Raw genomic sequence first — 20,903 nt, 5'->3', positions numbered from 1 at the left:
GAAAAGGTCGTCTGAAAATCTATTCCCAGTTTCAGACGACCTTTTCATTCTCTAATACTCAATGCTGTTATAATCCGCAAACCAAGTAAAACAACGACTTCAAAAGGAAAAATATGACGCTTAAGCCCCCCGTCCGCATCGCCGTTACCGGCGCCGCAGGGCAAATTGCCTATGCGACCCTGTTCCGTATCGCCGGCGGCATTATGCTCGGACGCGACCAACCCGTTATCCTGCAACTGCTCGATCTGCCACAGGCGCAGCAGGCATTGCGCGGCGTGATTATGGAAATGCAGGATTGCGCTTTCCCGCTCCTTGCCGACATCTTCGCCACAGACGACCCCGAAATCGCCTTCAAAGATGCCGACATCGCCCTCTTGATCGGTGCGCGCCCGCGTACGCAAGGCATGGAGCGCGCAGACCTGCTGCATGCCAACGCTGAAATTTTCAAAGTACAAGGCGCGGCGTTGAACAAAGTTGCAAACCGCAACGTTAAGGTCCTCGTCGTCGGCAACCCCGCCAACACAAACGCCTACATCGCCATGAAATCCGCGCCCGACATCCCGCCGGAAAACTTCACCGCGCTGATGCGTCTCGACCACCACCGCGCCGTCAGCCAAGTCGCCGAGAAAATCAACCGCCCGATTCCTTCCATCGAGCAAATGTGTGTCTGGGGCAACCACAGCCCGACCATGTACGCCGACTACCGCTACGCCACCAGCAACGGCGAATCCGTCCAAGACATGATTACCGAACCCGATTGGAACACCGAAGTCTTCATGCCGAAAATCGCCGGACGCGGTGCCGCCATCATCGCCGCGCGCGGTTCGTCGTCCGCCGCCTCCGCCGCGAATGCCGCCATCTACCACCTGCGCGACTGGCTGCTCGGCAGCAGCGGCAAATGGATAACGATGGGCGTCCCTTCCGACGGCTCTTACGGCATCCCCGAAGGTTTGATTTTCGGTTTCCCCGTTATTTGCGACGCAGGCAGCTACCGCATCGTCCAAGGCTTGGACTTGTCGGATGAGTTCAGCCGCCAACGCATCGCCGCGACACTGGCGGAGCTGGAAGAAGAACGCGCCGCCATACAAGATATGCTCTAAAAATCGAGGTCGTCTGAAAACCGGTTTTCAGACGACCTTTAATCTTAAAACAACTAATATTCATAATCGTCATTCTCAAAAATTCCTCTTATATTCTAATTGTAAAATTAATTTCGTTATTGGACTAAAATATGAAAATAAATAATCAAGGACATGATTTTGAAGTACTAAATAAATTTATAGAGGAATTGCTTAAATCTCAAGATAAAGAAATTAAAAATAATGAAAATTATATTGCTGAATTAAAAGATAGGCTAAGGAAAAATTCTCAAAATGAATTAAAATTATCTAATAAATATCTAAAAAAATATAACAATTGGAAAAGTAGAGATGAATATAATAATCGTTTAAAAGAAGAGATTGCCAGATTAAATGAAGCTGAAAATATATTTAAATTTTTAGTCAGTGAACAACAAAATGGCGAAGAGGATATTGAAAAAATAAATGAACAATCTAAAAAATTTTTTGAATTGCTATATTGGGATGTAAAACTAAAAAATAAGGAATTCGACGAAATAATCAAGAATATATTGGATTTTTCGAGAGGCTTATCTCCAGTCATTTTATTATTAACAGCATCAGCTATTGGAATAAAGATAGGGCAATGGTATGGATATTTAATAGGATTTTTCTTTGTTTGTCTGTCATTCGGTCTTGCAGTAATGAACTATTTTGATTTTGCAAATAAGATATTCAACAGATACAAAGGAAAGATTTCATTTATTGTCATGTTATTCGTATTATATCTAGTTTTATTTTTTGTAATATTACAATTTATACCCTTGAGAGAAGTGCTGAACAAGTAACTTGAAACAAAAGGCAATATCTGAAATTAATTGAATAGATTCGAAAATTTTTCAGACGACCTCGACTGACATGAACACCACGGAGTCCCCATGACCACATTGGCAAACAAAAAACTCGCCGTCCTTATCGACGCAGACAACGCCCCCGCCGACATCATCGACCGCCTGCTCGAAGAAGTTGCCAAATACGGCATCGCCAGCGTCAAACGCATCTACGGCGACTGGAGCCACGGCCTTTCCAAATGGAAAGCCGCCCTCCTGCCCCACGCCATCATCCCCGTCCAACAATTTGCCTACACCAAAGGCAAAAACGCCACCGATATGGCGTTGGTCATCGATGCGATGGACTTACTGTACAGCGGCAATTTCGACGGCTTCTGCATCGTATCCAGCGATTCCGACTTCACCCGCCTGGCAAGCCGCCTGCGCGAAAGCGGGCTGACCGTGTACGGTTTCGGCGAGAAGAAAACGCCCGAAGCCTTCCGCAAAGCCTGCGACAAATTCATCTACACCGAAATCTTCCGCCCCGAAAAACAACGCCAAGAAAAAGAGAAGAACAACGGCAAGAACAACCCCGCCGCCGCCCCTGACGCACTGTCCCTGCTCAAACGCGCCGTGCGCGAAAACGCCGACGACCTCGGCTGGGCAAACCTCGGCCCCATCGGCAGCTACATCAGCAAAATCAATCCCGATTTCGACTCAAGGCTGTACGGCTACGGCAAACTCTCCGACCTCATCAAATCCTTCGACATCTTCGAACACCGCACCGACAACAACCAACTCCAAGTCCGCCGCCGCAAATCCGCCGACAAGCTGACTGAGAGGTCGTCTGAAAACCCGGTAGCAACCCATCAAGCAGAAGAAACCGTTTCAGACGACCCCAACACCGCGCAAAAACGCAAAACGCGCGGCAAAAAAACCAACCAAACCAAAAACGAAAACACCGCACCAAGCCCAACGGCAGATAGCGTGCAACCGACACCTGCCAAACCCGAACCAGCCGCCAAAAGCAGCAAACTGCCCGTAACCCGCGTTATCCCCGCCGTACAGCAGGCAGTCGATACACACGCCGACGAACAAGGCTGGGCGCGTTTGAGTGACGTCTCCAAGCAACTGACCGCAGAAGGTACCGACCCGCAGCAATACGGCTTTGAAACCATAAACCACCTCATCCACGCCATCTACACCGACTGGCTGGAAATCAAAAAAGCCGGCCGCGGCGAACGCCTGCGCATCAACAAACGCTTTACCGCCAAAGGCTAAGCCAAGCCATAGGTTTGAAGGACAAGGATAATCTGCTGCACAATCTGAAGAGGTCGTCTGAAAACCTCAAAACCGTTTTCAGACGACCTTAACCTATTAATAAGTTATTAATAAATAATTTAAAAGGATAGATAGTAAAATGCCCAATTCCAAACGCAAAGAATTTTGTAAAACCTTACGAAATGATTTTTTAGAATATGGCATGCAAACCTTATTACTTGGATTGACTGCATTCATAACCGCTTTGTTACCAAGCAGAGCAACACAACAAAGATTTATAGATACTCTTGCTAACCACATTATACAAAGTGATGAATTTTTAGTAAATTTAAAAATTTATATTATTTCATCAATAATATTCTTTTCTTTCCTAACTATTTTATCTACTATCCTTCCCATATTTTTTAATATAATTAAAAAGTTATTCAAAAAAGAAAAACAATTAACCGTAACAAGCAATCTTGATAATAAAATAATAAGTGATGAAATTCCCGGCAAGTTAGATAAATTAAAAAAATACACATAAAGTTTGGTAGCTATCTTTTGTTTAAGAGAGCTGGTTCTACAATAGCAAACTCAGGCTCGGTGTTACTATTGTTAGTATCTTTTATTACACTTTTGTATTATTTCCCTCAATTCTTTAATCTAAACAAAGAGGAATTGGAAGAAATAAAAAAATAAGCGATAGAGAACTAATTATCTATTGGATAACTGCATCAATATATTTCCTTTTTTCAATATTCTTGAAGAGTATAAGCACTGTGTTCATAGAAGAACCAATAAAACGATCAAAAAGCAAACCTTCGTCGCAGAATCTCCTTAATAATAAAGAAACAACTAGCTATGAGGTAAGCGGTACGACACCTCTAGAAGACGTGATTCGCCAACTGAAGCTTCCCAACTCAAAAAACAGGAAACTATTGCCGACCTTATTACGCATTCCTTTGTTTGGGTTAATGATAAATATGAGGTAAAACTCAAAGACCCCGAAAATCTAAAAATTGAGCTAATTTTAGTGCCTAAACAAAGCGATACAAATCAACCTCAAAAATCAGATGAAAAAACTTAAAAATAAATTTTAAGGACTATCAACATGATGAATAACGAGCCGCAAAAATTGGTCTGCAGGCGCTGTTCAGGCACAGCCGAAATGCGTGTCGGCAAAGTAGCTTGCAGCATCGAACTGCTGGGCAAATAAACCCCGCCATACCGTTCTTTGCCGCTACAATTTTTATGTAACCACAGCCAAAAGGCAAAAGGTCGTCTGAAACCTGAACCGCTCCCAAAGTTGGACACCTCATCCAACCACAAGGTGCGGTTCGTCGTTCAGACGACCTTTAATGCTAAAATGTCTTCTGTTTGCCACACACACCGTTTTTCATGAATATTCTCGAAGCCTTATTATTATTGTGCCTGCTGATTGTCATCAGCGCATTCGTTTCCTGTTCCGAACTCGCGCTCGCCTCGGCGCGCAAAATCAAATTGCAAGTGATGGCGAAAGACGGCGGCGACACCCGCGCGCTGGATGTGCTCAATATGCAGCAGCAGCCGGGCAGCTTCATCACTGTCGTCCAAATCGGTTTGAACGCCGTCGCCATTCTCGCCGGTATCGTCGGCGAAGCGGCGGTGCGCCCTTATTTCGACGGTTTGTTGGCAAACGCGGGCAGTTGGGGCAGTACCGCCGCGTCGCTGCTGACGTTCGCGCTGGTTACGGGCAGCTTCATCCTGATTGCCGACTTGATGCCCAAGCGCATGGCGATGACCCATCCCGAAGCGGTGGCGGTGCGCATCGTACGTCCGATGATGTTCCTGATTTTTATATTGAAACCGCTCGTTTGGATTTTCGACGGAATGGCAAACGCGATATTCAAACTCTTCAAAATTTCCACCGTCCGCCAAGAGCAGCTGACTTCGGAAGACATTTACGCCGTCGTCGATGCGGGCGCACAGGCTGGTGTGTTGAAAGAGCAGGAACACTACCTGATTGAAAATATTTTCGACATGCAGGAGCGCACGGTGACTTCCACCATGAGCACGCGCGAATACATCGCCTATTTCGATAAAAACGACGGCAGCGATACCGTGTTGGCAATCATGTCGGAAAAACCGCACAACAAATTCTTGGTCTGCGACGGCGATTTGGAACGCGTCATCGGTTATATCGAATCGCACACGCTGCTGACCTTGTTTTTAAAAGAAAAAGACGTCCGCCTGACCGACAAGCGCGTGCTGCGCAAAGCTTTGTTCATCCCCGACACGCTGTCGCTTTACGATGTATTGGAAACCTTCAAAACTTCCGGCGAAGACTTTGCCGTGGTGGTGAACGAATACGCGCTGGTGGTCGGCGTGGTCACGTTGAAAGACGTGATGAATATTGTCATGGGCGAGCTGGTCAATACCGAAGAAGAGCCGCAAATCATCCGCCGCACCGAAGATACTTGGCTGGTGGACGGCGCAACCCCGCTCGCCGATGTAATGCGCGCGTTGGATATCGTAGCGTTTCCCAATTCAGAAAACTACGAAACCATCGCCGGCTTTATGATGTATTCCCTGCGAAAAATCCCGAAACGCACCGATTTTTTGGTTTACGCGGGCTATAAATTTGAAATCATCGACACCGAAAATCTGAAAATCGACCAGCTTTTGGTGTCTAAACAGGGGGAGGACGTAGTCAGCCGGTAAATTGCAAAAAGCTTTTTTCTGATATGACGTTATAGTGGATTAACAAAAATCAGGACAAGGCGACGAAGCCGCAGACAGTACAGATAGTACGGCAAGGCAACGCCGTACTGGTTTAAAGTTAATCCACTATACCTAATCTATTGTCTTAAATATCTGAGATAACGAAAGGTCGTCTGAAAATCAGTTTTTCAGACGACCTTTCGTTTTAAAACTTCAAACCAATGTTGATTATCCGATTTATCCGAGATTTGCGGTTTTCAGACGACCTTCAGTTGCAAAAAGGTCGTCTGAAAGGCTGGTGCGGCTTATTAATGCAGATTTCTAAACTGCTCGAGGAAGGCGGGAATGCCGGGCAGCATGCCGACTGCGCCCATTGCCGCGCAGAGAATGACAAAGCCGAGGCCAGGTACGACGACGCGCCCCATAAAGCCGAGTTCCGCGCTGCGTTCTTTACTGCCGATCAAGCCTAAGTTGTCCAAAAGCATGGTCAGCGACCAGCCGAAAACAGGGTTGACCAGTGCAGAAGAGAAGACAACGATGGCAGCGGATTGGGTGGTTTTACCCTTGCGTGTCATTTCCATGCCTGCTTCCAAAAGCGGGACATAGACGCCGACAATCAGCGCAACGCTCAATACGGGCTGCCAAATCGCCAAATCCATGGGGTAGCCCCAAACGGATGCAATGATACAGAACAAGGCAGTCAGTATCGCGCCTGCGGGAATCGGGCGTTTGGCGATAGAGGCGGGAACGATATAGGTTCCCCATGACGAGGTAAAGTTCGCGCCGCCCAATACCGAGCCTGCGACTTGGCGGACGGAACAGGTGAACATGGTGTCGTCGATGTTCATCAAGGCTTTTTCGGAACGCTCCGGGTAGCTGATTTTTTGGAACACTTGATGCCCTAAGAAATCAGGCGACCACATGGCGACGGCGAGTACGGCAAAGGGGAATACGACCAAAAAGCTGTCCATCGTCGGTAAACCCATCATCCAGCCGGTATTTTCACCCCACCAGTAGGCAGGACTCATGGGCGGCAGGCCAGGAGCGGTTTGGAAGGAAAACGGCGCACCCAAAAGATAGGCGGTAAAGCCTGCCAGCACGCAGCCCAATGGGACGGCAAGCCAACGCTTGCGCCAATGTTCCAGTAGCGCATAGAGCAGGATAGTGCCGATTATCACGATGAAGGCGATGTAGCTTTTGTCAAAACCGCCTGCCCATTCAAAGAGTTTTTTAACCTGTCCGGTCGTACCGACGAAGCCCAGATACAGCAGCAGCCCGCCGCATACGCCGTTGCTCGTCAGTTTCGCCATCAGGCTGCCGCCCTTGGTAATCCCCAGCAAGAAACCGAACACACCGATCAACAAGCCGAAAGCCAGCGGATGCCCGCCTGCGGCAACGACGATAGGAATCAGCGGAATCAGCGGTCCGTGCGTACCGGGTAAGTTGGAAGTGGGAAGAAAGAGGCCGGAAAGCAGCAGGATGAAGACGGATGCAATCAGCAGCTCGTAACGGACGTTTTGCGGCAGAAAGGTGTCGGGCAGCCCCAACGGTACGGCAAATGCCGCCGCCACTGCGCTGACCATCACCACCTTGCCGATGGTTCCCGCCACGGCAGGAATCAGGTCTTCGGGTTCGAAGCGGTAATCGCGAAACGGCAGATTGAGCCGCCAGCGTTTGGGCTGCATGATTTGCAGCTCGTGTTCCAAATACGCCTCACGGCTTTCAAAGTCCGACGACGGCTTGTGCATGCCGGAATATGATGTGTCGTGGTTCATAATTTCTCCTTTGGTCGACTTGTTTTTGGTTTTGTCGGCAATCGCCGTCCGACTTTTTATATCCGCTCCGAAAGCGGCTATACACGGCAAAACCAGTAGTCGGGATCGGGCTGTATTGTCAACAATTTAGTTTTTGGATACTAACACACAAATTATCCGGTACAAGTAAAAATTTTCGTTTTGGTATGAATAAGTTGGAAAAACAACAAAAAAAGGTCGCCTGAAACTTCAGACGATCTTTGTTTTGAAATTTTTAATCCTCCAAACAGATACAAAGGGGAAGAGTCATTCCTCTCGGTAAAATGACAGGTTTATTTTTAGGTATTTGGATTTTGAAGGAGGATTATTATTCGCTGTTTCCAAGGGTTTCCCCATGTTTTTCGCTCCTGAAAACAACAGCAGTTTAAACCAAACGGAAACACGTTATAATGTAATCCTCTCCGTTCAGAATTTTAAGGTCGTCTGAAAGCCTTTATGAAACACGCAATCAAACAAAAAATCCTCGAACAGGCACGCCGTGACGGCGTACAGGTAACCGCTTTGCGCGAGCAGGTGCTCGATATCGTTTTGCAGCAAAGCGGCGTGATTAAAGCCTACAACGTCTTGTCGCAGATGCAGCAGCAGAGCGAGGGCGTGGTTGCGCCGCCGACGGCCTACCGCGCCCTTGATTTTTGGGCGGAGCAGGGCGTTTTGCACAAAGTGGCGGCGGTCAACGGCTATATTTTGTGCAGCCACGCGCAGCACGAGTGCGACGACCATTGCCACGACCACGAAGAAGCCGAAGCGCACCACAGCGCGTTTATTTTGGTCTGCACCGAATGCGGCACGGCGGACGAACAAACCCTGAGCCACGAATGGGCGGCACTGCGCGAAGGCGTTGCCGAAAGCGGCTTTGCGCTGAAAGAAGAACACGTTGTTTTAACTGGAATCTGTAAAAAATGTCAGAAGTGAAAAAAACCAAAGTCCACCTGATTTCAGGTTTTCTGGGAACAGGCAAAACCACCGCGCTCAAAAGCCTGATGGAGCAGAAAGACCCGAACGAGAAATGGGTCATCATCGTCAACGAGTTTGGCGAAATCGGTATTGACGGCGCCGTACTGAGCGACAACGGCATCCCCGTGGCAGAAATCGCCGGCGGCTGTTTGTGTTGCACCGCCGGCCCGCAAATGGGCGTAACCGTGCAGAAAATGCTGCGCGACGCCAAACCCGACCGCCTGATGATTGAGGCAAGCGGACTGGCGCACGCCGCCAGCGTCATCGACGAATTGAAAGCCAAACCGCTGGACAGCCTTCTGGAAATCGGCGCCGTCTTTACCGTTGTCGATCCGCGCCAGTTCATCAACCCCGATTACGCGCAGCAGGCATTGTATAAAGACCAAATCGGCATCTGCGACGTATTGGTCGCCAGCAAAACCGATTTATGCACCCCCGAACAGCTTGCCGAATTTCACGACAAAGCGGCAAAACTGTTCCCACCCAAAGCCAAAGTGGTCGAAGTCCAAAACGCACAACTCGACATCCAATGGCTTGACATTCCCGTTATCGAAAAATCACGTTACCGTCTCAAAGCCCTGCCGGACAACACGATGGGCTTCCAGTCGCAAGGTTTCACATTCCCTGCCGGACGCGATTTCGACGGCGAAAAATTGACCAACTTCTTCAACGACCTGCCCAAGTTCACAGACGGCCTCGTCCGCGCCAAAGGCGTGTTCCAAGTGCTCGGCACATGGGTGTGGCTCAACTGGGTGGACGGGCAATGGGGCGCCAACCAAGTCTCATGGCGCCGCGACTCGCGCTTCGAGCTGATTGCCAAGTCGTTTGACGCAGATTTGATTGAAAAGAAACTGCAAGAGGCTTTGGAAAAATAAGCAAGGTCGTCTGAAAGTTTGCCGCTGCAATTTTCAGACGACCTAAACGATAGTGAAGTCTATTGTTTCAACTGTCAGAATAATATAAAGCAACTGCGTAGCGTGGGCTCTGCCCGCGAATAAATCAAATAAACATTGCAGGAAAGAAGAAAATGGCAAAATTTTTAAATACCAGCGGTACAACGTATTACTTGGAGGAGTTAATTAAAAATGCACAGGAACGGCTTTATTTGATTAGCCCTTATCTAAAATTAAACGATAGGGTAAAAGAGCTTTTAGAAGACAAAGACCGCATGAAAATCGATGTGCGGATTGTAATGGAGAATATAAATTACTTGAAACTATAGCGCAGTAACTCGGAAATAATCGTAATGTATCAGGTAGAATTGATCTATTTACAGAATTAAAGGCCTGTCAATCTTGCAGCAATGTTATTTTAGAGTTTAGAAATCGCTATCCAAATATTCAATTAAATATTTTTACAGGAAAATAGAATCATGGAAAAATAAAAATTATATAGAATTCAAGAAATTATTTAAAAATATAACGGAAAAATTTGTCAGAGATTTAGATATAACATTAATTGAAGCAGCTGAATATTCTATAATTGAATTCGAAATTTATTTATCTGAATATCCGGAAGATAGTACATTTATTTTTACAGCATGGGCAATCTATCTGTTAGAAAATAACTGTCTCAATGAAAGAGGAAAAGATAATTTTTTCATCGCGGAAATGAAAAAATGTTATCAACAAACTAATTTGGATAGAATAAAATCTATCTATTCTTCGAGTGACTATCATATTTTTGCTAAGGATGTAAACAAGATTCAACAAACATTTAAATTAAATCTTGCCAATATCATGCAGCAAGAGTAGCAACTGTATTTTTAACCCCGTCGGGCAAAAATACCAAAAACGGTAAATCACTAAAAATACTTTTATACCGCCGCAGCAGCAAGCTGTAGCCTGCATGAAACCTAAAATCCATGCGTAAGGTGTGTGCTCCAGCACGCACGCGTTCCATGATTTACGGATCAATGCCGTCTGAAAAGCTCACAATTTTTCAGTATGGTAAAAGTGAATTGCAGCCATCAGAGGCAGCTTGGTTGAAAAATTTAAATTATGTTCGTACAAGCTATTGTCCGAATCTTCATGCAAAATGTTACGTCAGCAAAGATGCTTGCATTATTACAAGCCTGAATTTATATGAATTCAGCCAAGTAAATAATAATGAAATGGGTATCTTGCTAAAGCGTAGTGAAGATGGGGAAGTCTATCAAGATGCTTATAGCGAAGCGCAGCGTATTATCCGTATTAGCGATGAAGTTAAAATTTCAGTTGACGTAGTAGAAAAAGAGCAAGTTTCGCAGAAAAATCAGAATATAGAAATTGCTAAAAAATACGATACATTGACTGTCGCTAAGTTAGCAGAAAAATGGGGAGTAACGACGGAAGAATGCAATGCGAAACTGTGTCATGCAGGCTTGCAGGAAATAGACGGTAAGTTCTACCGTTTGACAGATACAGGTAAGAAAGCCGGTGCACTTATCAAAAAAGGACGTTACGGATATTTTATTGTGTGGTCGGATAGTTTGACATTGGAAATGGTCGAAGCGGCTGGCAATAATCAGAAAGATTTGCTGGATAAGTTTATTAGCTGGCTTATCAGTTAAATTTTTTAAAAGTATTAGAAGTATAGGTCGTTTGAAAGCAATCCGTACTTTTCAGACGACCTTAAAACCAAAATAGAGGAATACCCTAAGCATGTACCGTTACATCCTCCACCGCCTATTACTCTTAATCCCCACGCTGTTGGGGATTTTGGCGATTACTTTTGCCGTTATCCAATTCGTGCCGGGCGGGCCGGTGGAGCAGATGGTGCAGCAGTTGACGCATGGTGCGGTCAGCGGCGAGACGGCGAATGCGACGGCGGGCAATATCATGAAAAACGGCAACCGCATCAGTCCGGAAGATTTGGCGGCGTTGAATGCGCTGTACGGTTTCGACAAGCCGCCGCTGACGCGGTTTGCGGATATGGTGTGGCGGTTTGCCCGTTTTGATTTGGGCAAGAGTTTTTTCCATCATGAAACCGTGTTCGAGCTGGTCAAACAGAAAATGCCGGTGTCGATGAGTTTGGGCTTGTGGACGTTTTTCCTGACTTATCTGATTTGTATTCCGTTGGGCATTGCCAAGGCGGTGCGCGACGGCAGCCGTTTTGATGCGGTAACGGGGATGGTGGTGCTGGTCGGTTATACCATACCGCCGTTTGTGTTGGGTTTGGTGCTGCTGGTGTTATTCGGCGGCGGCAGCTTTTTTGCGTGGTTCCCGCAGGGCGGTTTGGTCGGCGATGATTTCGACACGCTGTCGTGGGCGGGCAAAATCAAGGATTATCTGTGGCACATGGCGCTGCCGATTACGGCTTCGGTGGCGGGCAGTCTGGCGGTAACGACGGTGTTGACGAAAAACGTGTTTCTTGAAGAAATCCGCCGCCAATATGTCTATACTGCCCGCGCCAAGGGTTTGCCGGAAAAACAGATTTTGTGGAAACACGTTTTCCGCAACGCGATGATTCCGCTGATTACCGGCTTCCCCGCTGCCTTTATCGGCGCGTTTTTTACCGGCAGCCTGCTGATTGAAACTTTGTTCTCGCTCGATGGGCTGGGGCTGCTTTCCTACGAGGCGGTGATGAAGCGCGATTATCCGGTGGTGATGGGGACGCTGTATGTGTTCACGCTGATGGGTTTGCTGGCGAAATTGGTGTCGGATATTTCTTATTCGTGGGTCGATCCGCGCATTCATTTCGGCGGACAGAAATAGGTCGTCTGAAAACTTAAAGAATTTTGGAGTTAAATATGATTAAACGTTTAAAAAATATTTCTGAAGAAAGCCGCGAACATAAAAACGATGGTGCAAAAGTAGTCCGTATGGAATTGCAGGATGATGAAGCAACCAAACGGTTGGTCATGCATAGCGCAAAGCGCGTAATTGCCGCGCATAAGTCAGAATTGGAAAAGTTGGCTTATAAGTAATCCTCATGGTTGAATATTCAGACGACCTTTGTGCAATCCAATTATGAAAACACACACCTCAAACCCCACTTGGCAGGCTTTCAAGCAACACAAACGCGGCTGGTTCGCGTTGCGGGTTTTAGCCGTTTTGTTCGCCGTCGCGCTGCTTGCGCCTTTGTGGAGCAACGACAAGCCCTTGTGGATACGTTATCAGGGCGAATATTATTTTCCGCTGGTAAACGAATACAACGAAACCGTATTCGGCGGCGATTTCGACACGCCTGCCGATTACCTCGATCCGCTGATACGCGGCAACATCACGTCAAACGGCAATTACGCCGTTTATCTGCCCAATCCCTACGATGCCGATACGCTCAATGATTTTGACACACAGCCCGACCCTGCAAGTCCGTCCGAAAGGCACTTGCTCGGCACGGACGACCGCGGTCGCGATGTCTTGGCGCGCTTGGTTTACGGATTCCGCGATTCCCTGTTGTTCGCCCTTGCATTGACCTTTGTAACGACCGTAATCGGCGTGATCACCGGCGCGGTGCAGGGTTATTTCGGCGGCAAGACCGACCTTTTGATGCAGCGTTTTATCGAAATCTGGGGTGGGATGCCGGAGCTTTATTTGCTGATTATCCTGTCTTCGTTTTTCAATCCCAGTTTGCTGATATTGCTGGGGTTGCTGTCGCTGTTCGGCTGGATGGGGCTGTCCGACTACGTCCGCGCCGAGTTTTTGAAAAACCGTCAGGCAGATTACGTTTTGGCGGCGCGTTCGATGGGCGTGGGCAACCGCGCGATTATGTGGCGGCACATCCTGCCCAACAGCCTGACGCCCGTATTGGCGTTTCTGCCTTTCCGCATCTCAGGCGCGGTGCTTGCGCTGACCAGCTTGGATTTCCTCGGTTTGGGCGTTCCCGCGTCGCAGGCGAGTTTGGGCGAACTCTTGGCGCAGGGCAAGGACAACTTGGACGCCTGGTGGATAGGCTTGTCCACCGTCGGTACGCTGACGGTTATGCTGCTTTTGCTGGTGATGATAGGCGAGGGCTTGCGTCAGGCGTTTGACGTGCGCGCTAGGGGATAGTAAATATTTATGGAAAGGAAATCCAGCGCGTCGTACATCAAAGCGCGACCCGCGCCTTGGGAAATTTCAGTCGACTTCCAAGATGATTTGCTCACTTCTACTTTAAAAATTAAATGAATCAAAAACAAAATACAAATTTCTATGCAATGCTGGCTTTGGCCTGCCGTAAAAACGGCAAAGGTACTGCGGTGTTCAACGATAAAGAAAAAACCACCTACCACGCGCTCAAGCAGGAAGTCGATGCCGTAGCGGCATATCTGCAAAATATAGGCGTCAAATTCGGCGACAAAGTCGCTTTGGCGGTATCCAATTCGCCGGAGTTTATCAGCGCCTATTTTGCCGTCTCCGCCATCGGCGCGGTTGCCGTGCCGATGAATACGTTTTTGAAAAACAACGAATACGCCTATATTTTGAACGACTGCAAAGCGCAGTTTATGTTTGCATCGGCAGGTTTGCAGAAAGAATTGAAGGGGCTGAAAAAACAGACCCGAGTTGAAAAAATCATTTGGATAGGCGAGGCGAAAGCGGCGGACAAAGCCGATACTTGTTTTGAGGCGGTACGGCATTTTCCGGGTAAGCCGGATTTAAGCCGCCAGCCGAAAATCAATGATTTGGCACATATTATTTACACTTCAGGAACGACCGGATATCCTAAAGGCGCATTGATCAGCTATGGCAACCTGTTTGCCAACCTCGAAGGTATCGAGCGCATCTTTAAGATTTCCAAACGCGACCGTTTTGTCGTGTTCCTGCCGATGTTCCACAGCTTTACGCTGACGGCTATGGTGTTGCTGCCGATTTATATGGCGTGTTCGATTATTTTGGTGAAATCCGTTTTCCCGTTCTCCAACGTTTTGAAACAGGTTTTGCTCAAACGCGCGACCGTGTTTTTGGGCGTACCCGCGATTTACACCGCCATGAGCAAAGCAAAAATCCCTTGGTATTTCAGATGGTTCAACCGCGTCCGTCTGTTTATCAGCGGCGGCGCGCCTTTGGCGGAACAAACCATCCTTGATTTTAAAGCGAAGTTCCCGCGTGCCAAGCTTTTGGAAGGCTACGGTTTGAGTGAATGCTCGCCCGTCGTCGCCGTCAACACGCCCGAAAGGCAAAAAGCCCGCAGCGTCGGCATCGCCTTGCCCGGATTGGAAGTCAAAGCCGTCAACGACGAATTGGTCGAAGTACCGACGGGCGAAGTGGGCGAACTCATCGTCAAGGGCGGTTCGGTCATGCAGGGCTACCTGAATATGCGCGATGCCACCGACGAAGCCATCGTCAACGGCTGGCTGAAAACAGGCGATTTTGTCACGATAGACGAAGACGGCTTTATCTTTATCGTCGACCGCAAAAAAGACCTGATTATTTCCAAAGGGCAAAACGTTTATCCGCGCGAAATTGAAGAAGCGATTTACAAACTCGACGCCGTCGAAGCCGCAGCCGTCATCGGCGTGAAAGACCAATATGCCGACGAAGAAATCATCGCCTTTATCCAACTTAAAGACGGCGAAACGTTGGACGAAGCCGACGTGCGCGCCCATTTGCGCGGACATTTGGCGAATTTCAAAATCCCCAAACAGATTTACTTTAAAGACGAACTGCCGAAAAACGCCACCGGCAAAGTGTTGAAACGGGTGTTGAAAGAGCAGTTTCAAAGATAATCAGCGTTCAGACGACCTCGGTTTGCGGGTTTGAATCAAAGGTCGTCTGAAAAGCAGTAAGCCGATGTTTACTGACTGTATGAAATGCTAATCATCCGATAGATTCTTGCCTGAGTGGCGCGAGTATTGCCGATTTGATTCCAACCGTTTTCCGTTTTCAGACGACCTCCATACCATGACGAAACCCATCCTTGAAATTGAAAACCTAAACGCCTTTTTCCCCGGCAAGCAAGTCCTGCACGATGTCAGCCTGACCGTACAGACCGGCAGGAAACTGGCATTGGTCGGCGAGAGCGGCAGCGGTAAAACCGTGTTGGCGCAGGGCATTATGCGGCTGAATCCGCTGGTGTCGTTTGAAGGCAGTCCCACAGGGAGGCGTTGCACTCTGAAGTTCGACGGCAACGATTTGCTGACCCAATCCGAACGCGCCCTGCAAAAGTTGCGCGGACGGGAAATCGGCATGGTTTTTCAAGAACCGATGACCGCGCTCAACCCCGTGATGCGCGTTGGCGCGCAGATTGCCGAAGTGCTGACCCTGCATCTGGGTTTGGACAAAAAACAGGCATGGGCGAGGGCGGTCGAACTCTTGGCGGAAACCGGCATCCGCGAGCCGGAGCAGAAAGCCTTTGCCTATCCCTTCCAGCTTTCCGGCGGACAGCGGCAGCGGGCGATGATTGCGATGGCGGTCGCCGCCGAACCCAAGCTCCTGATTGCCGACGAACCGACCACCGCCTTGGATGTCGCCGTGCAGGCGCAGATTCTCGATTTGTTGGCGCGTTTGCAGCAGACGCACAACATGACCATGCTCTACATCACCCATGACCTGAACCTTGTCCGCCGCTTTGCGGACGACGTTGCCGTGATGCGCGGCGGACGCATTGTCGAAACGGGCGCGGCGGCGGAAGTATTCGCCCGCCCTCAACACGAATACACGAAAATGCTGTTAAACGCCGGTGCCGCGCGCAAGGTCGTATCTTTGGCGGACAACCCCGCCACCGTCTTGCAGGCGGAGCAGCTTTCCGTCGCCGTCAAAGAAACGGTGGGCTGGTTCAAAAAACGCAGCAAAACCCTGCTGGAACCGGTTTCCTTCGATTTGAAAGCGGGCGAAACGCTGGGCATCATCGGCGAGAGCGGCTGCGGTAAAACCACGCTGGCAAAAGCCGTGATGCACCTTATCGACGCGGAAGGTCGTCTGAAAATCAACGGCGAAGCCTGGACGCGCGAATCGAGACGCGACATCCAAATGGTGTTCCAAGACCCGTTCGGCGCATTCAACCCGCGCATGAACGTCTTTAATATCGTTTCCGAAGCCCTGCGCGTCCACGAACCCGATTTGTCCCGCGCAGAAATGCGGCAGCGCGTGCAAGACGTATTGCGGCAGGTCGGTCTGCCCGAAGACGCGCTCGAACGCTATCCGCACGCCTTTTCCGGCGGACAACGCCAGCGGCTCGCCATCGCGCGCGCCATCATCGTCCGCCCGAAAATCCTTGTTTTGGACGAACCCACCAGCGCGCTCGACGTACAATGGCAGCAACAGATTCTGGAGCTGCTCGCCGATTTGCAAAAACAACACGGTCTCAGCCTCATCATCATCAGCCACGACCTCGCCGTCATCCGCGCCCTGTCGCACCGCGTGATGGTGTTGAAAGACGGCAAAATCGTCGAAGAGGGCGGCTGCGAAACCGTATTTGCCAACCCTTCCAGCGATTACACGCGCCATCTGATGAGCTTTAGGGCAGGCTGACCGGTCGGATAGGTCGTCTGAAAAAACATTAGCCAATCCCGATGGCAACCTTACAAAAAAGCTATTACACTTTTGCGACACTTGAAATTTTCAGCCCCAAGCCCTATCCTGCACAACATCTGATTCAATTTGACACAAAAAGGAAAAACTCATGAGCAGCGAACTGATTATCCACACCACCGATGCAAATTTCGAACAAGACGTTTTGAAATCCGACGTCCCCGTATTGCTCGACTTCTGGGCACCTTGGTGCGGCCCTTGCAAAATGATCGCTCCGATCTTGGACGACATCGCCGCCGAATTTGAAGGCCGTCTGAAAGTCGTCAAAATCAACATCGACGAAAACGAAGCCACTCCCGCCAAATTCGGCGTGCGCGGTATCCCGACGCTGATGGTGTTCAAAAACGGCGAAAACGTTGCCACCAAAGTCGGCGCTTTGGCAAAAGGTCAATTGACTGCATTTGTAAACGCTTCTTTGGCTTAAGTTTCAACAACGCAAAAGGTCGTCTGAAAAATTTCAGACGACCTTTTTGCTATAATTTCCCTTTTCCCCGAACTAGAAAACAGGTACAGGCGGCAATATGGAAGTCATCCAATACCCCAATTCCCCCTTCAAACTCCACCAGCCATTCCCGCCTGCCGGCGACCAGCCCACCGCCATTGCCGGCCTGCTCGAAGGGCTTTCAGACGGTCTTGCCTATCAAACCCTGCTCGGCGTAACCGGTTCGGGCAAAACCTACACCATGGCGAACGTCATCGCCCAAAGCGGCCGCCCCGCCATCATCATGGCGCACAACAAAACCCTTGCCGCCCAGCTCTACTCTGAAATGCGCGAGTTTTTCCCTGAAAACGCAGTGGAATATTTCGTCTCCTACTACGATTATTATCAACCCGAAGCCTATGTGCCCAGCCGCGACCTGTTCATCGAAAAAGACAGCGCGATCAACGAACACATCGAGCAAATGCGCCTTTCCGCCACCAAAAACCTGATGACGCGCGACGACGTGATTATCGTCGCCACCGTGTCCGCCATTTACGGTATCGGCGACCCGACTGAGTATCAACAAATGGTGCTGTCCGTCAAAGAAGGCGACACCATCGAGCAGCGCGACATCATCGCCACACTCGTTTCCATGCAATACGAACGCGGCGATTTGGATTTTAAACGCGGTAGCTTCCGCGTGCGCGGTGACGTGATTGACGTGTACCCCGCTGAAAGCTCCGAAAACGCCTTGCGCATCAGCCTGTTCGACGACGAAATCGACCGCCTCGATATGTTCGATCCGCTTTCAGGCAGACTGCACCAGCGCGTCGGCCGCTACACCGTCTTCCCGTCCAGCCACTACGTTACCCCGCGCGACACCGTATTGCGCGCCTGCGAGTCCATCAAAGAAGAACTGCGCGAACGCATCGAATTTTTCGCCCGTGAACAACGCCCCGTCGAACAACAACGCATCGAACAGCGCACCCGCTTCGACCTCGAAATGCTCTACGAAATGGGCTTTTGCAAAGGCATCGAAAACTACTCCCGCCACTTCTCCGGCAAAAAAGAAGGCGAACCGCCGCCCACGCTGATGGACTACCTGCCCGACAACGCCATCATGTTCATCGACGAAAGCCACGTTACCGTAACCCAAATCGGCGGCATGTACAAAGGCGACGCATCGCGCAAGCAAAACCTCGTCGATTACGGCTTCCGCCTGCCTTCCGCCCGCGACAACCGCCCGCTCAAATTCCACGAATTTGAAAAAGTCATGCCGCAAACCGTCTTTGTTTCCGCCACCCCCGCCAAATACGAAGAAGAACACGCCGGACAAGTGGTCGAACAAGTCGTCCGCCCCACAGGACTGGTCGATCCCCAAATCATCATCCGCCCCGTCGCCACCCAAGTCGATGACTTAATGAGCGAAATCAACGACCGCATCAAAAAAGGCGAACGCGTACTCGTTACCACCCTCACCAAACGCATGGCGGAGCAACTCACCGACTATTACAGCGAACTCGGCATCAAAGTGCGCTACCTGCACAGCGACATCGATACCGTAGAGCGCGTTGAAATCATTAGAGATTTGCGGCTCGGATTGTTTGACGTACTCGTCGGCATCAACCTCTTGCGCGAAGGCCTCGACATCCCCGAAGTCTCCCTCGTCGCCATCCTCGACGCCGACAAAGAAGGCTTCCTGCGCTCACACCGCAGCCTGATTCAAACCATAGGCCGCGCCGCGCGCAATGTAAACGGCGTCGCCATCCTGTACGCCGACAAAATCACCGACTCCATGAAAGCCGCCATCGACGAAACCGAACGCCGCCGCGAAAAACAGATGAAATTCAACGAAGAACACGGCATCGTGCCGCAGCAGATTAAAAAACAAGTCAAAGACATCATTGATGGCGTGTACCACGAAGAAGACAGCGGCAAAGGCCGTCTGAAAGGCAAAAAGAAGGTTAAAGTCGGCGAGATTCACAACGAAGAAGACGCGATTAAAGAAATCGCCAAACTGGAAAAAGCCATGCAGCAGGCGGCTAGGGATTTGCAGTTTGAAGAAGCGGCTGTGTTGCGGGATAGGATTCGGGGGATTAAGGAGAATTTGTTGTTTGCTTAATAAAATCTAATTGTTAAATCATGTAAATGTTTAATAATTTCTTTATATTTATGTACAATTCTATAGTTTCAATAAGTTAACTATAGGCTTAGGTTAGGGATATGAATAAGGTTATCGAATGTTTGGAGGTTTTGGGTATAATTGCTGCGATTGTATTTGGAGGATATCAATCATACCTGACTCGACAATCTACAAATGCAGATATTATTGGGCAAAGCCCATATGTAGTAATAAACACAATGAGTGATAATGCTACAAAATCATTTGGAATTTATGTAAAAAATTCAGGGGCTGGGGTCGCAATAATAAAATCTATAAAGATTAATGATGAAGTAAATCAAAATTGGACACTTAAGAAATGGGGAGAGATTTTGAAATCAGTTGGCATGACAGAAGAAGAGATTAATTGTTTTGCATACTCAAATCCTAAAGTTGGATTGCCTTTAACAAGTAATAATGGCATAGGGTTAGTTTACGTTAAAAGTAATTTAACTGAAAATTTTAACTGTACTAACGATCAACTATTAGCGAAGCTGGAAAAAAATCTGCATGTTGAAATTACATACAGCTCTCGACTTCCTAACTCCTCTACGGAATCTGCAATACGAGCAAAGTTATGGGAGTAATTACACTCCAATAAGTGTAGCAAGCATAGGTTGGGTCAAGACCCAACAAAACTGTTAAATTTTACGAAATGTTGGGTTTGCAACCCAACCTACATTTTGCTGTCCCTCATATCAAATATTCTCTTATTTTAGCACCTTACCAAAAATTTTCGGAATAAATATTGACTTTAACCTTAGGTCAAAGTTTATGATTTGTGCTCCTTCAGTTATCACATAGGCGAAAAACATGAAAAAACTTATGACTTTTATCACACTTAGCGCTGTTGCAGTTTCAATTTATGCCCAAGCTAATGAACAACCGCATCAAGCACACATGAATATGCCAATGTCGACAGGTTCTGCAATGCAACAAGAATTAATGCAAGGTATGAATCAAATGCATCAAGACATGATGGCAGCTGCGCAATATAAAGATCCTGATGTTGCTTTTGCAGCAGGTATGTTGCCACACCATATTGGCGCAGTAAAAATGGCGGAAGTTGAATTAAAATACGGAAAGGATCCTGAGATGCGTAAGCTTGCTGAGAATATTATTAACGCACAACAAGCGGAAATTGAACAAATGCAAAAATGGCTTAAAGCACACAACAAAAAAGCAAGCCGTAGTCTGCATCCCCGCTAACCGCGTTCGTGGCTGCTCCACACCCCCCACCTGAGGATGGCACAAACTTTAAAACCAAGGT

General features: G+C 48.5%; 21 protein-coding genes and 1 pseudogene. 20 read left to right on the top strand and 2 right to left on the bottom strand.

Annotated elements, in window-relative coordinates; genetic code table 11:
• The first annotated feature begins 113 nt into the window (after positions 1 to 113).
• The 5 genes from NSCA4_RS0104490 to paeA all read left to right on the top strand — a co-directional run bounded on the left by NSCA4_RS0104490 (position 114) and on the right by paeA (position 5,851).
• On the top strand, positions 114 to 1,100 hold the full coding sequence (locus NSCA4_RS0104490; protein ID WP_016687022.1) for a malate dehydrogenase: 987 nt from the start codon (positions 114 to 116) through the stop codon (positions 1,098 to 1,100).
• Positions 1,101 to 1,231: 131 nt separating this feature from the next.
• Positions 1,232 to 1,906 (top strand): hypothetical protein, encoded by a 675-nt coding sequence (locus NSCA4_RS0104485; protein ID WP_016687021.1) that lies wholly within the window; start codon positions 1,232 to 1,234, stop codon positions 1,904 to 1,906.
• 90 nt (positions 1,907 to 1,996) lie between these two features.
• Positions 1,997 to 3,169, top strand: a complete 1,173-nt coding sequence (locus NSCA4_RS0104480) for an NYN domain-containing protein (protein WP_016687020.1) — start codon at positions 1,997 to 1,999, stop codon at positions 3,167 to 3,169.
• 139 nt (positions 3,170 to 3,308) lie between these two features.
• Positions 3,309 to 3,695 (top strand): hypothetical protein, encoded by a 387-nt coding sequence (locus tag NSCA4_RS0104475; protein ID WP_016687019.1) that lies wholly within the window; start codon positions 3,309 to 3,311, stop codon positions 3,693 to 3,695.
• 854 nt (positions 3,696 to 4,549) lie between these two features.
• The gene (gene paeA, locus NSCA4_RS0104465) at positions 4,550 to 5,851 is read left to right on the top strand and encodes a polyamine export protein PaeA (protein WP_016687017.1); all 1,302 of its coding nucleotides are present in this window, start codon (positions 4,550 to 4,552) and stop codon (positions 5,849 to 5,851) included.
• A 308-nt stretch (positions 5,852 to 6,159) separates the two neighbouring features.
• Here paeA and NSCA4_RS0104460 read toward each other — a convergent pair whose 3' ends face one another.
• The gene (locus NSCA4_RS0104460; protein ID WP_016687016.1) at positions 6,160 to 7,626 is read right to left on the bottom strand and encodes a DUF3360 family protein; all 1,467 of its coding nucleotides are present in this window, start codon (positions 7,624 to 7,626) and stop codon (positions 6,160 to 6,162) included.
• Positions 7,627 to 8,100: 474 nt separating this feature from the next.
• Between NSCA4_RS0104460 and NSCA4_RS0104455 the strand changes: the two genes are divergently transcribed.
• The 5 genes and pseudogenes from NSCA4_RS0104455 to NSCA4_RS0104440 all read left to right on the top strand — a co-directional run bounded on the left by NSCA4_RS0104455 (position 8,101) and on the right by NSCA4_RS0104440 (position 10,373).
• The gene (locus NSCA4_RS0104455) at positions 8,101 to 8,577 is read left to right on the top strand and encodes a Fur family transcriptional regulator (RefSeq protein ID WP_016687015.1); all 477 of its coding nucleotides are present in this window, start codon (positions 8,101 to 8,103) and stop codon (positions 8,575 to 8,577) included.
• Positions 8,565 to 9,494 (top strand): CobW family GTP-binding protein, encoded by a 930-nt coding sequence (locus NSCA4_RS0104450; protein WP_003757856.1) that lies wholly within the window; start codon positions 8,565 to 8,567, stop codon positions 9,492 to 9,494. The genes NSCA4_RS0104455 and NSCA4_RS0104450 overlap by 13 nt, the downstream gene beginning before the upstream one ends.
• Before the next feature lie 152 nt (positions 9,495 to 9,646).
• Positions 9,647 to 9,841, top strand: a complete 195-nt coding sequence (locus NSCA4_RS0104445; protein WP_003757858.1) for a phospholipase D-like domain-containing protein — start codon at positions 9,647 to 9,649, stop codon at positions 9,839 to 9,841.
• Positions 9,811 to 9,987, top strand: a pseudogene (locus tag NSCA4_RS13730) (deaminase domain-containing protein); the annotation flags it as partial. The gene NSCA4_RS0104445 and the pseudogene NSCA4_RS13730, both read left to right, overlap by 31 nt.
• Positions 9,984 to 10,373 carry a hypothetical protein gene (locus NSCA4_RS0104440; RefSeq protein ID WP_036538088.1) on the top strand — a complete coding sequence of 130 codons (390 nt, stop codon included), beginning with the start codon at positions 9,984 to 9,986 and terminating at the stop codon, positions 10,371 to 10,373. The pseudogene NSCA4_RS13730 and the gene NSCA4_RS0104440, both read left to right, overlap by 4 nt.
• Here the strand turns inward: NSCA4_RS0104440 and NSCA4_RS15475 are convergent.
• Positions 10,341 to 10,508, bottom strand: coding sequence for a hypothetical protein (locus tag NSCA4_RS15475; RefSeq protein WP_003675730.1), 168 nt, complete (start codon positions 10,506 to 10,508; stop codon positions 10,341 to 10,343). The two genes, NSCA4_RS0104440 and NSCA4_RS15475, sit on opposite strands and share 33 nt — an antisense overlap.
• Before the next feature lie 11 nt (positions 10,509 to 10,519).
• Here NSCA4_RS15475 and NSCA4_RS0104435 point away from each other — a divergent pair, with 11 nt between their 5' ends.
• The 10 genes from NSCA4_RS0104435 (at position 10,520) to copM (ending at position 20,842) form a co-directional block, all read left to right on the top strand.
• Complete coding sequence (locus NSCA4_RS0104435) at positions 10,520 to 11,170, top strand: phospholipase D-like domain-containing protein (RefSeq protein WP_029609513.1); 651 nt, start codon at positions 10,520 to 10,522, stop codon at positions 11,168 to 11,170.
• Between the two features lie 91 nt (positions 11,171 to 11,261).
• Positions 11,262 to 12,314 carry an ABC transporter permease subunit gene (locus NSCA4_RS0104430; RefSeq protein WP_016687013.1) on the top strand — a complete coding sequence of 351 codons (1,053 nt, stop codon included), beginning with the start codon at positions 11,262 to 11,264 and terminating at the stop codon, positions 12,312 to 12,314.
• Positions 12,315 to 12,349: 35 nt separating this feature from the next.
• Positions 12,350 to 12,526 (top strand): hypothetical protein, encoded by a 177-nt coding sequence (locus NSCA4_RS15470; RefSeq protein WP_016687012.1) that lies wholly within the window; start codon positions 12,350 to 12,352, stop codon positions 12,524 to 12,526.
• Positions 12,527 to 12,569: 43 nt separating this feature from the next.
• The gene (locus NSCA4_RS0104420; RefSeq protein ID WP_016687011.1) at positions 12,570 to 13,592 is read left to right on the top strand and encodes an ABC transporter permease; all 1,023 of its coding nucleotides are present in this window, start codon (positions 12,570 to 12,572) and stop codon (positions 13,590 to 13,592) included.
• Positions 13,593 to 13,705: 113 nt separating this feature from the next.
• Entirely contained in the window at positions 13,706 to 15,247 is a 1,542-nt protein-coding gene (locus tag NSCA4_RS0104415; protein ID WP_016687010.1) for a fatty acid--CoA ligase, read from the top strand.
• Between the two features lie 175 nt (positions 15,248 to 15,422).
• Positions 15,423 to 16,991 carry an ABC transporter ATP-binding protein gene (locus tag NSCA4_RS0104410; protein WP_016687009.1) on the top strand — a complete coding sequence of 523 codons (1,569 nt, stop codon included), beginning with the start codon at positions 15,423 to 15,425 and terminating at the stop codon, positions 16,989 to 16,991.
• 151 nt (positions 16,992 to 17,142) lie between these two features.
• Positions 17,143 to 17,475: a thioredoxin TrxA gene (trxA, locus tag NSCA4_RS0104405; protein ID WP_016687008.1), complete on the top strand. Its 333-nt coding sequence runs from the start codon at positions 17,143 to 17,145 to the stop codon at positions 17,473 to 17,475.
• Between the two features lie 97 nt (positions 17,476 to 17,572).
• Complete coding sequence (gene uvrB, locus NSCA4_RS0104400) at positions 17,573 to 19,594, top strand: excinuclease ABC subunit UvrB (RefSeq protein ID WP_016687007.1); 2,022 nt, start codon at positions 17,573 to 17,575, stop codon at positions 19,592 to 19,594.
• A 101-nt stretch (positions 19,595 to 19,695) separates the two neighbouring features.
• Complete coding sequence (locus NSCA4_RS0104395) at positions 19,696 to 20,220, top strand: DUF8453 domain-containing protein (protein WP_016687006.1); 525 nt, start codon at positions 19,696 to 19,698, stop codon at positions 20,218 to 20,220.
• A 226-nt stretch (positions 20,221 to 20,446) separates the two neighbouring features.
• Positions 20,447 to 20,842, top strand: a complete 396-nt coding sequence (gene copM, locus NSCA4_RS0104390) for a CopM family metallochaperone (RefSeq protein WP_009173640.1) — start codon at positions 20,447 to 20,449, stop codon at positions 20,840 to 20,842.
• The last annotated feature ends 61 nt before the right edge of the window (positions 20,843 to 20,903 follow it).

It is taken from the genome of Neisseria sicca 4320, from assembly GCF_000193735.1.
Taxonomy (GTDB): domain Bacteria; phylum Pseudomonadota; class Gammaproteobacteria; order Burkholderiales; family Neisseriaceae; genus Neisseria; species Neisseria sicca_E.
This window is presented reverse-complemented; position numbering and strand designations above follow the sequence as displayed.